The organism is Pseudoxanthomonas sp. z9, assembly GCF_006542425.1.
Lineage (GTDB): Bacteria > Pseudomonadota > Gammaproteobacteria > Xanthomonadales > Xanthomonadaceae > Pseudoxanthomonas_A.
Map to the genome: position 1 here is coordinate 503190 of NZ_VFID01000004.1, position 12858 is coordinate 516047.

Sequence of the window (12858 nt, forward strand, 5' to 3'; positions counted from 1 at the left end):
CCTTCGGACTCAACCGAGCAGGGTTTCCAGCACCGCCATGCGGATGGCCACGCCGTTGCTGACCTGGCGCAGCACCAGCGACTGCGGGCCGTCGGCGACCTCGTCGGTGATTTCCACGCCGCGGTTGATCGGGCCCGGATGCAGCACCACCGCGTCCTTCGCTGCGCGGGCCAGCCGCGCCTGGGTCAGGCCGTAGTCGCGGTGGTAGTCATCGAGCGAGGCGACCAGGCCCTCCTCCATCCGCTCGCGCTGCAGGCGCAGCATCATCACCGCGTCCACGCCTTCGAGCATGGCATCGAAATCGCCGCCCACGGTGCAACCGGCCAGGGTGTCGTCGTCGGGCAGCAGCGACTGCGGGCCGCATACCCGGATCTCGCCGGTGCCCAGCGTGCGCAGCGCATGCAGGTCCGAACGCGCCACGCGCGAATGCTTGACGTCGCCGACGATCAGCACCTTCAACCGCGAGAAATCCGCGCCCTTGGCCTGGCGCAGGGTCAGCGCGTCCAGCAGGCCCTGGGTGGGATGGGCGCTGCGGCCATCGCCGGCGTTGACCAGCGTCGTGCCCTCGCCCGCCACTTCGGCCAGCGCGTCCACCGCGCCGTCCTCCGAATGCCGCACCACGAAACCGCGCACGCCCATGGCCTCCAGGTTGCGCAGGGTGTCGCGGGCGGTCTCGCCCTTGCGCGTGGAGGAGGCGGAGGCGTCGAAGTTCAGCACGTCCGCGCCCAGCCGCTGCGCCGCGATCTGGAACGAACTGCGCGTGCGGGTGGAAGGTTCGAAAAAGAGCGTGCACACCGTGGTGCCGTCCAGCAGGTTGCGGCGCTGGGTGCGGCCGAGCGCGGTGTCGCGGATCTGGCCGGCGCGATCCAGCAGGCGGCAAAGGGTTTCGCGGGGAAGACCGTCGAGGGTCAGCAGGTGCCGCAGGCGTCCATCCGAATCGATTTGCTGGGTCATTGGCTCAGTTCTGGAATGCAAGGGTCGGGACCGGCATGCCGCGGCGACGCCGGGTTCCGGAGGGTGGGTGGATGGCGGGTTTGCCGGTCGCGGCGACGGAAGCCGGTACCGGAACAAATGAAAACGGAACGGGAGCGTGCCCGGTGATGGCCGGAAGGATCGCCGCCTCGCTCAAAGGGTCACCTGCGTGGCGTCCTGCGGCGCCGCCAGCCAGCGCTCGATGATCACCGCAGCGGCCACCGCGTCCAGCGCCGCCGCGTCGCGCTTGCGCTTGCGGCCTTCGGCGCGATCCAGCGCGAACCGCTGCGCGGCTTCGACCGAACTGGCGCGTTCGTCCACCAGCACCACCGGCAACTTGTAGCGCGCATGCAATTCGCGCGCGAACGCCTGCGCGCGCTTGCGGTTGGGCTGGTCGCCGCCTTCCAGGGTCATCGGATCGCCGACCACCAGGCCGTCCGGCCGCCATTCCGCATGCAGGCGATCCAGCGCCGGCCAGTCCGGCCCGTGCGCGTGCACGTCCACCACCGCCAAAGCGCGTGCGCCGCTGCCGAAGGCGCTGCCCACGGCCACGCCGATGCGTCGCGCACCGACGTCGAACCCCAACACCGTGCCATCCAACTTCATGGCCGACTCCGGGAACGCCGACCGGACTCCGGCGACAGGCAGGCTTGCCTTCCGGGAGCGGCGCGGCGGTTCCGGCGACAGGGTTTCATGCGTGCCCGCTGTAGTCTGTGAGCCTGGTCATGTCTACACCGATCAGGCCGCCAGCGGCCTGCCAGCGCCGTTCCAGCGGCACCCCGAACAGCACGCCGGCATCGGCCGGCGCGGTCAACCAGGCGTTCTCGCCCAGTTCGAATTCCAGTTGCCCTGCGCCCCAGCCTGCGCAGCCGAGGGTGACGATGGCGTGTTCCGGCCCGTGGCCGGCGGCCATCGCCTCCAGGATGTCGCGCGAGGTGGTCAGGTACAGGCCGTCGGCGACGGTCAGGGTGGAATCCCATGCCCGCGCGTCATCGTGCAGCACGAACCCGCGCTCGGGATGGACCGGCCCGCCGTTGAGCACGATCTGCTCGCGCAGGCCCTCGTCCGGCGTGTCCAGCTGCATCTGCTGCAACACTTCGCCCAGGGTGTACTCGGAAGGACGGTTGACCATCACCCCCATCGCCCCCTCCCCGTCGTGCTGGCAGATCAGGGTCACGCTGCGGGCGAAATTGGGGTCATCCAAGGCCGGCGAGGCGATCAGCAGCTGGTTGGCGAGGAAGGTTTCGGCGGACATGGGCGCCATTTTAGCCCGACCGCGCTACCCTGACCGCATGAGCGGATACTGCGACATCGCCCCGGGCCATCCGGTCCACGGCTCCTACCACGACCACGAATACGGCTTTCCCCAGCGGGAAGAGGCGGTCCTGTTCGAGCGCCTGCTGCTGGAAATCAACCAGGCCGGGCTCAGCTGGGAGACCATCCTGCGCAAGCGCGAGGGGTTCCGGCGCGCCTACCACGGCTTCGACGTGGACACCGTGGCCGCCTACGGAGATGCGGACCGCGCCCGGTTGCTGGCCGACCCGGGCATCATCCGCAACCGCCTGAAGGTGGACGCGGCGATCCACAACGCCGGGGTCATCCAGGCGCTGCGCGGATCCCATGGCGGCTTCGCCGCCTGGCTGGATGCCCACCACCCGCTCGACAAGCCCGAATGGATCAAGCTGTTCAAGCGGACCTTCCGCTTCACCGGCGGCGAGATCACCGGCGAGTTCCTGATGAGCCTGGGTTACCTGCGTGGCGCGCATCGCGAGAGCTGCCCCGCGCATGCGCGCATCACCGCCCTGTCGCCTCCCTGGCAGGCGGCGGGCTGATCCGGACGCCACTGGCGCGCGCTGGCTTGCGCCGAAAGTGGTAAGCGTTGCTTACCACCGCGGGCTCCATCTTCCGGGCTCCAGTCTTGCGCGTTCAATCTTCCGCGCCGACGTCCGATATCGGAAGAGCGCATCGCGCATTGGTTGATGCCTGCGGTTGCGGGCATACTCCGGCCATCATGGCCACTCGGGGGAGACAGGCATGAAGGGAGTCGTGTTCACCGAGTTCATGGAGATGATGGACAGCCGCTTCGGTCCCGAACTGACCGAACGCGTGCTGGAAGCCGCGCATCTGCCCAGCGGTGGCATCTACACCGCCGTCGGCACCTACGATCACACCGAACTGCTGGCCCTGGTCGAGCAACTCGGCCTCGCGGTCGGATTGCCCGCAACCACGCTCGTGCGCGAATTCGGCCACTACCTGTTCGGACGCTTCGTGAAAAGCTATCCGCGCTTCTTCCAGGACGTGCACTCCGCGTTCGATTTCATCGAACAGGTCGACAACCACGTGCACGTCGAAGTGCTGAAACTCTATCCCGGCGCCGAGTTGCCAAGCTTCCGCAGCGAACGCCCCGATGATCGCCGGATGCTGTTCGACTACCGCTCCAGCCGCCCGCTGGCGGATCTGGCCGAAGGCTTGATCGCCGGATGCGTGGACCACTACGGCGAACGCGTGAGCATCGAACGCACGCCGCTGGCCGCCGACGGCGGCGGCACCGCGGTCCGCTTCCGGCTGACCCGGGTGGACTGATCCCGGACGCCCCGCATGGACGAACTGCAACTGCTCAGACGGAGACTGGAGCGCGAAAAACAGGCACGTCGCGCGGCGGAGCTGTTCATCGAGGAAAAGAGCCTGGAGCTGTACATCGAGCAGCAGAAGCGCGAACAGGCGTTCCTGGCCCTGCAGGCGCAGACCGTCGCCACCAACACGCTCAACCGGCAATTGCAGGAAGAAATCAGCCGCCGCATCCAGGCCGAGACGCTGGAGAGTTTCCTGGAGCGGATCGTGCAGGATCATCCTTTGCACAACATCCTGGTCGAACTCACCCGCATGGTCGAGGCGCAGACGCCCGGCGGCCGCTGCTTCATCGCCGTGCACGCCGACGGCGAACTTTTCCACGCCGAGCGCGAATCCTCGGAAGGACGCGATCCGGTCATCCAGGCACCGCTGCACTGGTTGCCCGGCGGCGCCCACGAACAGCGCCACATCCAGTGGGTCGAGGACGTCCGCCGGCATCCGGTCTGGCGCCGCCATTGCGACAGCGGCCTGCTCGACGGACTGGGCAGCGCCTGGACGGTGCCGCTGACCACCGCCCATGGCGAGCACATCGGCGAGTTCGCCCTGCATCCGCCGGACGGACGCGCGCCCAGCGAATCGGAGCTGGAATGGATGATGATGATCAGCGGCCTGGCCGCGCTGGCGATCGGCCATCGCCAACTGGCCGACAACCTCAACCACCAGGCCCACCACGACGCCCTGACCGATCTGCCCAACCGCTTCCTGTTCCGCGACCGGCTGAACCAGGCCATCGCGCACGCGCGTCGCGAGGATCACCGGGTCGGCGTGCTGTTCCTGGATCTGGACGGCTTCAAGCACATCAACGACACCCTCGGCCACCAGCAGGGCGACAACGTGCTGATGGCGACCACCCGTCGCATCCGCCGCCTGCTGCGCGAAACCGACACCTTGGCGCGCATGGGCGGCGATGAGTTCACCCTCATCCTGCCGGCCATGAAGAGCGTCGCCGACGCCACCCGCATGGCGGAGCGCTGCCTGGAATCGCTGCGCCGCCCCATCCCGATGGACGGGCACGAGCTGTACGTCACCGGCAGTATCGGTATTGCCCTGTTTCCCGACGACGCCCGCGATGCCGAACAATTGCAGCGCAACGCGGACGCGGCGATGTACCGCGCCAAGGCGCGCGGCAAGAACTGCTTCGAGTTCTTCACTCCGGCCCTGACCGCCGGCAGCCGCGAACTGCTCGACCTGCGCGCGGATCTTCATCACGCGCTGGAGGAAGGCCAGTTGTCACTGCACTACCAGCCCCAGTTCCGCGCCGACGGCGTGCTGCTCGGCTTCGAAGCGCTGATGCGCTGGAACCATCCACGCCATGGCGCCATTCCGCCCAGCCGCTTCATCCCCATCGCCGAGGAGTCCGGGCTGATCCTGGCCATCGGCCAATGGGCGCTGGAACACGCCTGCCGACAGATGGCGCGCTGGCAGGCCAGCGGCGTCGCCCACCTGCTGATGGCGGTCAACCTGTCGGCGGTGCAGTTGCAGCAGGAGGACTGGACCCGCACCGTCGCCCGCGTGCTCGAAGCCACCGGCCTGCCGGCGTCCTCGCTCGAACTGGAGCTGACCGAAAGCCTGGTGATGCAGGACGTCCAGTCCACCGCCCGTCACCTGCGCGAACTGCGCGAACTGGGCGTGCGCGTGGCCATCGACGATTTCGGTACCGGGTACTCGTCGCTGAACTACCTGCGCCAGCTGCTGGTGGACACGCTGAAGATCGATCGATCCTTCATCAGCGAAATCGAAGCCTCCGCCGATACCGGACTGCACTACCCGATCATCCGCAGCATCATCGAACTCGGCCACAGCCTGGGCCTGTCGCTGATCGCCGAAGGCGTGGAAACCGAACACCAGGCCAGCATCCTGCGCGATCTCGGCTGCGACGGCCTGCAAGGCCACCTGTTCGCCCCGCCCATGACCGCCAGCGACTGCGAAACCCTGCTCCGCCAGCTCCGCGCCCTTCCGTAGAGCGGTCCAACCGCGCACAGGCCCCCAACATCCCATCGCGCGTGATTTACTTCCCCCGCTTGCGGGGGAAGGTGCCGAAGGCGGATGGGGGCAAATCCGTCCGCACCTAGCGACCCCACATCAGGCGCCGCACACCGACGTTCCCCCCTGCGGGCAGATGACGCCTGAAGCGCCCTCTTCCGGCGCTTCGCGCCACCTTCTCCCGCAGGCGGGAGAAGAGCCACCCTGCACGGCCAGCAGCCCCGCCACGCAGTCCACATCGAACACCCACAGCCCCCTTCCCCCGCAACGCGGGGGAAGGTGCCGAAGGCGGATGGGGGCAACGCCGATAACGCACGAAGCACCCTCTTCCCCCCTGCGCGCCACCTTCTCCCGCACGCCGTAGAAGGGTTTCACCATCCCGCCCTACACGGCAGGCAACACCGCCACGCAATCAGCATCCAGCTTCAAATCCGCCAGCGCATCCGCACGGGTCTGTCCACGATTGAGCAAGGCAATCGGCTTGCCCGCCTCATGCGCGATGCGGGCGAAACGGAATCCCGAATAGACCATCAACGAAGACCCCACCACCAGCAACGCCTGCGACGCATCCAGCGCCGCCAACGCCCGCTCATAACGCTCACGCGGCACGTTCTCGCCGAAGAACACCACGTCCGGCTTCAGCATCCCGCCGCAGACATCGCAGTCCGGCACCCGGAACCGGCTGAAATCCAGCCCCTCCAGATCCGCATCGCCATCCGGCGCGGTCGCCGCCTCAAGTCCATGCCAACCAGGATTCGCAGCGTGCAGGCGTTCCTGCAACATCGCCCGCGCGGACAGCGCCCGGCATTGCAGGCACACCACCTGATCGATGCGCCCGTGCAGATCGATCACATCGCGGCTGCCCGCACGCTCGTGCAGGCCATCGACATTCTGGGTCAACAACTGCGACAACCGCCCGCCCTGCCACGCCGCCAGCGTCCGGTGCGCCGCATTCGGCCGCGACTGCGCCATCCGCGGCCAGCCCACGAAACTGCGCGCCCAGTAGCGCGCATTGATCAGCGGGTCTGCGGTGAAGGCCTGATACGTCACCGGCGGCGTGCGCTTCCACTGGCCGTCGGCATCGCGATAGTCGGGAATCCCGGAGGCCGTGCTGCAACCGGCACCGGTCAGCACGAACACACGATCGAACGGAAGCAACCACTCGCGCAGGCGATCAGCGGCGTCGGTGTGCGGGGCGGTCAGGGCGATCGACATGCCGCCATCATACGGTGGGCCCGGCACGCACTTCATCCGCCTTCACCCGCTCTTGCCTTTGGGCCACCCACAGTCATCGCATGGCCACCCGCATCGGCATCTCCGGCTGGCGCTATGCCCCCTGGCGCGGCGTGTTCTACCCGGAAGGACTTCCCCAGCGCCGCGAACTCGAATATGCCTCGCGCGCATTGCCGACGATCGAAATCAACGGCTCGTTCTACTCCCTGCAGTCTCCCCGCAGTTGGGCCCACTGGCACGAGGAAACGCCGCCGCGTTTCGTCTTCGCCGTCAAGGGACCGCGCTATATCACCCATGTCCTGCGCCTGCGCGACACCGGGCCTGCCCTGGCCAACTTCTTCGCCTCCGGCGTACTCCTGCTCGGCCGCAAGCTGGGACCGCTGCTGTGGCAGCTTCCGCCCACGCTCAAGTACGACCGCGCATTGCTGGAAGACTTCCTCGGCTCGCTGCCCCGCGACAGCCATCAGGCCCTCACGCTGGCCCGGCGACGCGAGACCCGACGCATGAAGGGCCGCACCGCGCTTCCCGACCTGCCACGCTTCCGCCTGCGCCACGCGCTGGAAATCCGGCACGACAGCTTCATCGACCCCGACTTCATCGCCCTGCTGCGCAGGCAGCGCGTAGCCCTGGTGATCGCCGACAGCGCGGGCCGCTATCCGATGCTGGAAGATCTCACCGCCAACTTCACCTACCTGCGCCTGCACGGCGATCAGGAACTGTACGTCAGCGGCTACTCGAAACAGGCGCTGGCCCGCTGGGCCAGGCGGATACACCAGTGGGCCCACGGCGAGGCACCGCCATCGTCACGCCTCGCCTCTAAGACGCCGCCCGGAAAACTCAAGCGCCGTGACGTCTACGTCTACTTCGACAACGACGCCAAGGTCCACGCGCCCTTTGACGCGCTGGCACTGGCGGAACGATTGGCATCCCGTCGCGGGTCCGCTTCCCCGACCTGAGTCCGGCTGCTTCTAGGCCGCTGGCACAAGAGTCGACAGGAAATAAATCAGGAGGCCCAGCATCAGGATCGCCCAGCAGGCGCCACCGACGACGATCCCCAGCCAGTTCCAGGCATTGAAGCCGTCTTCGTCCCGATACACCGTGGCGTCGACGAACTGGTTGTAGCGACGTGCCCTGGCATTCATCGGCAACAGCGGCAGCACCGATAGAGGAGAGAGCAACCACAGCGGGCCGGGCAACAGTACGGAAAGCGCCAGTACGACATAGGCGACGGCCAGCAGTCCCGCCGGAGCCCTTTTCTCCCGCGTGCCATCGGCGGCGATGCGGTTGATCGCCCGGAAACAGGCGTACGCATAGAAGAGGGCGAAGATCGAGCGCCAGGCGGGATTGAATTGCCTGCGGTCATGCTGCCTGACCGCGCGCCACGCGCGGTAGAACCACCAGACGGCGTACCAGCCCAGGGTAAACACCATCATCACCACCAGCTTCAAGGTGGGCGGTGCGAGGAAAAACGGCCTGGCGCGCGTGGCCGGCCGCTCCTCGATTGCCCCATCGGGTGCCCGATAGGGGCTGCTTTCCAGGCCGGTATCCATCCCGTCGGATCAGCGCCTCAGCGTACTTCCGCCACTTCCACCCCATCCAGTCCCTGCGCCAGGGTGCGGGCGTCGCCGCCCTGGGAGAGCTTGATGCGCAGGCGGACTTCGTTCTGGGAGTCGGCGTAGCGCAGGGCGTCCTCGTAGGAGATTTCGCCGGCCTGGTACAGCTCGAACAGGCTCTGGTCGAAGGTCTTCATGCCGAGGTTGGTGGATTCCTTCATCACTTCCTTCAGCTTGTGGACCTCGCCGTCGCGGATGTAGTCCTGGACCAGCGGGGTGCCGAGCAGGATTTCCATCGCCACCCGCCGGCCCTTGCCGTCGGGGGTGGGAATCAACTGCTGCGCGACCACGCCCTTGATGTTGAGCGAGAGATCCATCAGCAGCTGGGTCCGGCGGTCTTCCGGGAAGAAGTTGATGATGCGGTCCATCGCCTGGTTGGCGTTGTTGGCGTGCAGGGTGCACAGCACCAGGTGGCCGGTTTCGGCGAAGGCGATGGCGTGGTCCATGCCCTCGCGGGTACGCACCTCGCCGATCATGATCACGTCCGGCGCCTGGCGCAGGGTGTTCTTCAGCGCCGCGTCCCAGCTGTCGGTGTCGATGCCGACCTCGCGCTGGGTGATGATGCAGCCCTCGTGCTTGTGCACGAACTCGATCGGATCCTCGATGGTGATGATGTGGCCGGTCGAGTTCTGGTTGCGGTAGCCGATCATCGCCGCCAGCGAGGTGGATTTGCCGGTGCCGGTGGCGCCCACGAAGATGATGATGCCGCGCTTGGTCATCGCCAGCGTCTTGATCACCGGCGGCAGGTTCAGTTCCTCCACCGTCGGGATGCGGGTCTCGATGCGGCGCAGGACCATGCCGACCTGGTTGCGCTGGTAGAAACAGCTCACGCGGAAACGGCCCACACCGGCCACGCCGATGGCGAAGTTGCACTCGTGGGTCTTTTCGAATTCCTCGCGCTGCGCCGGCGTCATCACGTTCAGCACCAGGTCGCGCGACTGCTGCGGCGTCAGCGCGGTCTGGGTGATCGGCGAGATCTTGCCGTGGACCTTGATCGACGGCGGCATGCCGGCGGTGATGAACAGGTCCGACGCCTTCTGGTGCGCCATCAGCTTGAGGAAGGAGGTGAAGTCGATGCTGCTCATGGGATGCTCCTTCGGAGCCGGGAATGGGGAATCGTAAATCGGGAATCGTCAAAAGCCGGCGGTCTGGAAACGGGGTCGGGAACTGCTTTTGCTTTCACGATTCCCGATTCTCCATTCCCGATTCCCGGCTTACTCGAACAACCGCTTGTCCTTCGCGTATTCCTTGGCCTGCTGGCGGGTGACCAGGCTGCGCTTGACCAGGTCCTGCAGGTGCTGGTCGAGGGTCATCATGCCGTACTGCTGGCCGGTCTGGATGGACGAATACATCTGCGCCACCTTGTCCTCGCGGATCAGGTTGCGGATGGCGGGGGTGCCGACCATGATTTCCCAGGCCGCGGTGCGTCCGCCGCCGACCTTCTTCAGCAGCGCCTGCGAAATCACCGCGCGCAGGGATTCGGACAGCATCGAGCGGACCATCGGCTTCTCGCCGGCCGGGAACACGTCGATGATGCGATCGACGGTCTTGGCCGCCGAACTGGTGTGCAGGGTGGCGAACACCAGGTGGCCGGTCTCGGCGGCGGTCAGCGCCAGCCGGATGGTTTCCAGGTCGCGCAATTCGCCCACCAGGATGTAGTCCGGGTCCTCGCGCAGCGCCGAGCGCAGCGCTTCGTTGAAACCATGGGTGTCGCGGTGCACTTCGCGCTGGTTGATCAGGCACTTCTGCGAGGTGTGCACGAACTCGATGGGGTCTTCCACCGTCAGGATGTGCGCGTACTCGTTCTTGTTGATGTGATCGATCATCGCCGCCAGCGTGGTCGACTTGCCCGAACCGGTCGGGCCGGTCACCAGGATCAGGCCCTGCGGCTGGGCGATCAGATCGCGGAACAGCGGCGGGCAGCCCAGGTCTTCCAGGGTCAGCACGTCGGAGGGAATGGTGCGGAACACGGCGCCGGCGCCGCGGTTCTGGTTGAACGCGTTGACGCGGAAGCGGGCCAGGCTGGGAATCTCGAACGAGAAGTCCACTTCCAGGAATTCTTCGTAATCGCGCCGCTGCTTGTCCGACATGATGTCGTAGACCAGCGCATGGACCTGCTTGTGGTCCAGGGCCGGGATGTTGATGCGGCGGACGTCGCCGTCGACGCGGATCATCGGCGGCAGGCCTGCCGACAGATGCAGGTCCGATGCCTTGTTCTTGACCGAAAACGCCAACAGCTCGGCGATATCCATAAGTTTGCCTTCCCCCGAAATAGTGCTGCAAAACTGGAACGATGCTGCCCCTGAAGGCAGTATAGCGCTCCCCAATGACCTTCCAACCGCCCCCGGATGACGCTCGCCGACACCCTTCGCGACACCCTGCAACGTATTGAAAACGCTGCGGATGCCGCCCATCGGCCAGCCCCCCGCCTGCTGGCCGTGTCCAAGACCCAGCCGGGCACGGCGGTGGCCGCGCTGGCCGCCGCCGGACAGCGGGCGTTTGGTGAGAATTATGTGCAGGAAGCGGCCGCCAAGGTCCGTGATCTGGTCGAGCTTTCGCTGGATTGGCACCTGATCGGGCACCTGCAATCCAACAAGGCCGACCTGGCCGCGGTGCTGTTCGACTGGGTGGAAACGGTGGACCGCCCCAAGCTGGTGGCCGCGCTTGCCCGCCATCGCCCGGCCGACCGACCGCCCTTGAACGTGCTCATCCAGGTCAACATCGACGACGAAGCCAGCAAGCACGGCTGCGCGCCCGCCGAAGTGCCCACGCTCGCCGCCGCCATCGCCGCCGAACCCCGGCTGGCCCTGCGCGGACTGATGTGCATCCCCACCCCGCATGCGGATCCGGAGCTGCGTCGCCCGGCGTTCGTGCGCATGAAGGCGCTGTACGACGCACTGGCGATGACATATCCCCGTGTGGACACGCTGTCCATGGGCATGAGCGACGACTACCCGATCGCCATCACCGAAGGCGCCACCCAGATCCGCATCGGCACCGCACTGTTCGGGCGCCGGCCGGGCTGATGCCTTAAGCCGGATAAACAGTCTCAAAAACTCCCCAGGGTCATGCCCCTCCCCCGCCTGCGGGGGAGGCTGGGTGGGGGCCGCCTCCGAAGCACGTAACGCATCCGCGCACGGACAACCGCGAGCGCAGCTCACTCGTCCGTTCGCCCCCATCCGCCCTTCGGGCACCTTCCGCCGCATGCGGGGAAGGACGCATACGGGAAGAAACTCGTTCCCCGCCCCGCAAATGAAACGGCCCCTCCCCCGCCTGCGGGGGAGGCTGGGTGGGGGCCGCCTCCGAAGCACGTAACGCATCCACACACGAACAACAACGAGCGCAGCTCACTCGCCCGCTCGCCCCCATCCGCCCTTCGGGCACCTTCCCCCGCATGCGGGGGAAGGACGCAAGCGGGGAAGAAACTCATTCCCCGCCCCGCAACATGAAACCGCTCCTCCCCCGCCTGCGGGGGAGGCCGGGTGGGGGCCGCCTCCGAAGCACGTAACGCATCCACACACGAACAACAACGAGCGCAACTCACTCTTCCGTTCGCCCCCATCCGCCCTTCGGGCACCTTCCCCCGCACGCGGGGGAAGGACGCATGCGGGAAGAAACTCATTCCCCGCCCCGCAACATGAAACCGCCCCTCCCCCGCCTGCGGGGGAGGCTGGGTGGGGCCGCCTCGCATCCACACACGAACAACAACGAGCGCAGCTCACTCGCCCGCTCACCCCCATCCGCCCTTCGGGCACCTTCCCCCGCACGCGGGGGAAGGACGCATGCGGAGAAGAACTCATCCCCACCCCGCAGCACGAAACGGCCCCTCCCCCGCCTGCGGGGGAGGCTGGGTGGGGGCCGCCTCCGAAGCACGTAACGCATCCGCGCACGGACAACCGCGAGCGCAGCTCACTCGTCCGTTCGCCCCCATCCGCCCTTCGGGCACCTTCCGCCGCATGCGGGGAAGGACGCATACGGGAAGAAACTCGTTCCCCGCCCCGCAAATGAAACGGCCCCTCCCCCGCCTGCGGGGGAGGCTGGGTGGGGCCCGCCTCCGAAGCACGTAACGCATCCACACACGAACAACAACGAGCGCAGCTCACTCGCCCGCTCGCCCCCATCCGCCCTTCGGGCACCTTCCCCCGCATGCGGGGGAAGGACGCAAGCGGGGAAGAAACTCATTCCCCGCCCCGCAACATGAAACCGCTCCTCCCCCGCCTGCGGGGGAGGCCGGGTGGGGGCCGCCTCCGAAGCACGTAACGCATCCACACACGAACAACAACGAGCGCAACTCACTCGCCCGTTCGCCCCCATCCGCCCTTCGGGCACCTTCCCCCGCACGCGGGGGAAGGACGCACGCGGGAAGAAACTCATTCCCGCCCCGCAACATGAAACGGCCCCTCCCCCGCCTGCGGGGGAGGCTGGG

12 protein-coding genes are annotated in these 12858 nt (G+C 67.1%); 5 read left to right on the plus strand and 7 right to left on the minus strand.

Annotated features, from left to right (window positions below):
• Positions 1 to 9: 9 nt before the first annotated feature.
• The 3 genes from FG323_RS06910 to FG323_RS06920 all read right to left on the minus strand — a co-directional run bounded on the left by FG323_RS06910 (position 10) and on the right by FG323_RS06920 (position 2227).
• Entirely contained in the window at positions 10 to 954 is a 945-nt protein-coding gene (locus tag FG323_RS06910) for an aspartate carbamoyltransferase catalytic subunit (RefSeq protein ID WP_141453771.1), read from the minus strand.
• Positions 955 to 1125: 171 nt separating this feature from the next.
• Positions 1126 to 1578 carry a Holliday junction resolvase RuvX gene (ruvX, locus tag FG323_RS06915; protein WP_141453772.1) on the minus strand — a complete coding sequence of 151 codons (453 nt, stop codon included), beginning with the start codon at positions 1576 to 1578 and terminating at the stop codon, positions 1126 to 1128.
• A gap of 85 nt (positions 1579 to 1663) precedes the next feature.
• Positions 1664 to 2227: a YqgE/AlgH family protein gene (locus FG323_RS06920; RefSeq protein ID WP_141453773.1), complete on the minus strand. Its 564-nt coding sequence runs from the start codon at positions 2225 to 2227 to the stop codon at positions 1664 to 1666.
• Between the two features lie 37 nt (positions 2228 to 2264).
• Between FG323_RS06920 and FG323_RS06925 the strand changes: the two genes are divergently transcribed.
• From FG323_RS06925 to FG323_RS06935, 3 genes are all read left to right on the plus strand, one after another.
• Positions 2265 to 2804, plus strand: a complete 540-nt coding sequence (locus tag FG323_RS06925) for a DNA-3-methyladenine glycosylase I (protein ID WP_141453774.1) — start codon at positions 2265 to 2267, stop codon at positions 2802 to 2804.
• Positions 2805 to 3006: 202 nt separating this feature from the next.
• Positions 3007 to 3555 (plus strand): heme NO-binding domain-containing protein, encoded by a 549-nt coding sequence (locus FG323_RS06930; RefSeq protein WP_141453775.1) that lies wholly within the window; start codon positions 3007 to 3009, stop codon positions 3553 to 3555.
• Positions 3556 to 3570: 15 nt separating this feature from the next.
• A complete protein-coding gene (locus FG323_RS06935) occupies positions 3571 to 5565 on the plus strand; it encodes an EAL domain-containing protein (protein WP_141453776.1) in 1995 nt (664 codons plus the stop codon).
• 405 nt (positions 5566 to 5970) lie between these two features.
• Here FG323_RS06935 and FG323_RS06940 read toward each other — a convergent pair whose 3' ends face one another.
• The gene (locus FG323_RS06940) at positions 5971 to 6801 is read right to left on the minus strand and encodes an NAD-dependent protein deacetylase (protein ID WP_141453777.1); all 831 of its coding nucleotides are present in this window, start codon (positions 6799 to 6801) and stop codon (positions 5971 to 5973) included.
• A gap of 80 nt (positions 6802 to 6881) precedes the next feature.
• Between FG323_RS06940 and FG323_RS06945 the strand changes: the two genes are divergently transcribed.
• On the plus strand, positions 6882 to 7775 hold the full coding sequence (locus tag FG323_RS06945) for a DUF72 domain-containing protein (RefSeq protein WP_141453778.1): 894 nt from the start codon (positions 6882 to 6884) through the stop codon (positions 7773 to 7775).
• A 12-nt stretch (positions 7776 to 7787) separates the two neighbouring features.
• Here the strand turns inward: FG323_RS06945 and FG323_RS06950 are convergent, their stop codons facing one another.
• The 3 genes from FG323_RS06950 to FG323_RS06960 form a co-directional block, all read right to left on the minus strand.
• On the minus strand, positions 7788 to 8369 hold the full coding sequence (locus FG323_RS06950; RefSeq protein ID WP_141453779.1) for a hypothetical protein: 582 nt from the start codon (positions 8367 to 8369) through the stop codon (positions 7788 to 7790).
• Positions 8370 to 8386: 17 nt separating this feature from the next.
• Positions 8387 to 9517, minus strand: coding sequence for a PilT/PilU family type 4a pilus ATPase (locus FG323_RS06955; protein WP_141453780.1), 1131 nt, complete (start codon positions 9515 to 9517; stop codon positions 8387 to 8389).
• Positions 9518 to 9646: 129 nt separating this feature from the next.
• On the minus strand, positions 9647 to 10684 hold the full coding sequence (locus FG323_RS06960; RefSeq protein WP_141453781.1) for a type IV pilus twitching motility protein PilT: 1038 nt from the start codon (positions 10682 to 10684) through the stop codon (positions 9647 to 9649).
• Positions 10685 to 10780: 96 nt separating this feature from the next.
• Between FG323_RS06960 and FG323_RS06965 the strand changes: the two genes are divergently transcribed.
• Entirely contained in the window at positions 10781 to 11458 is a 678-nt protein-coding gene (locus FG323_RS06965) for a YggS family pyridoxal phosphate-dependent enzyme (protein ID WP_141453782.1), read from the plus strand.
• The last annotated feature ends 1400 nt before the right edge of the window (positions 11459 to 12858 follow it).

What these genes read in the sequence shown, in the direction of transcription:
- FG323_RS06965 (WP_141453782.1), top strand. Translation starts at nt 10,781, where the DNA reads ATGACGCTCGCCGACACCCTTCGCGACACCCTGCAACGTATTGAAAAC.
- FG323_RS06955 (WP_141453780.1), bottom strand. Translation starts at nt 9,517, where the DNA reads ATGAGCAGCATCGACTTCACCTCCTTCCTCAAGCTGATGGCGCACCAG.
- FG323_RS06940 (WP_141453777.1), bottom strand. Translation starts at nt 6,801, where the DNA reads ATGTCGATCGCCCTGACCGCCCCGCACACCGACGCCGCTGATCGCCTG.
- FG323_RS06920 (WP_141453773.1), bottom strand. Translation starts at nt 2,227, where the DNA reads ATGTCCGCCGAAACCTTCCTCGCCAACCAGCTGCTGATCGCCTCGCCG.
- FG323_RS06945 (WP_141453778.1), top strand. Translation starts at nt 6,882, where the DNA reads ATGGCCACCCGCATCGGCATCTCCGGCTGGCGCTATGCCCCCTGGCGC.
- FG323_RS06950 (WP_141453779.1), bottom strand. Translation starts at nt 8,369, where the DNA reads ATGGATACCGGCCTGGAAAGCAGCCCCTATCGGGCACCCGATGGGGCA.
- FG323_RS06960 (WP_141453781.1), bottom strand. Translation starts at nt 10,684, where the DNA reads ATGGATATCGCCGAGCTGTTGGCGTTTTCGGTCAAGAACAAGGCATCG.
- FG323_RS06935 (WP_141453776.1), top strand. Translation starts at nt 3,571, where the DNA reads ATGGACGAACTGCAACTGCTCAGACGGAGACTGGAGCGCGAAAAACAG.
- ruvX (WP_141453772.1), bottom strand. Translation starts at nt 1,578, where the DNA reads ATGAAGTTGGATGGCACGGTGTTGGGGTTCGACGTCGGTGCGCGACGC.
- FG323_RS06930 (WP_141453775.1), top strand. Translation starts at nt 3,007, where the DNA reads ATGAAGGGAGTCGTGTTCACCGAGTTCATGGAGATGATGGACAGCCGC.
- FG323_RS06925 (WP_141453774.1), top strand. Translation starts at nt 2,265, where the DNA reads ATGAGCGGATACTGCGACATCGCCCCGGGCCATCCGGTCCACGGCTCC.
- FG323_RS06910 (WP_141453771.1), bottom strand. Translation starts at nt 954, where the DNA reads ATGACCCAGCAAATCGATTCGGATGGACGCCTGCGGCACCTGCTGACC.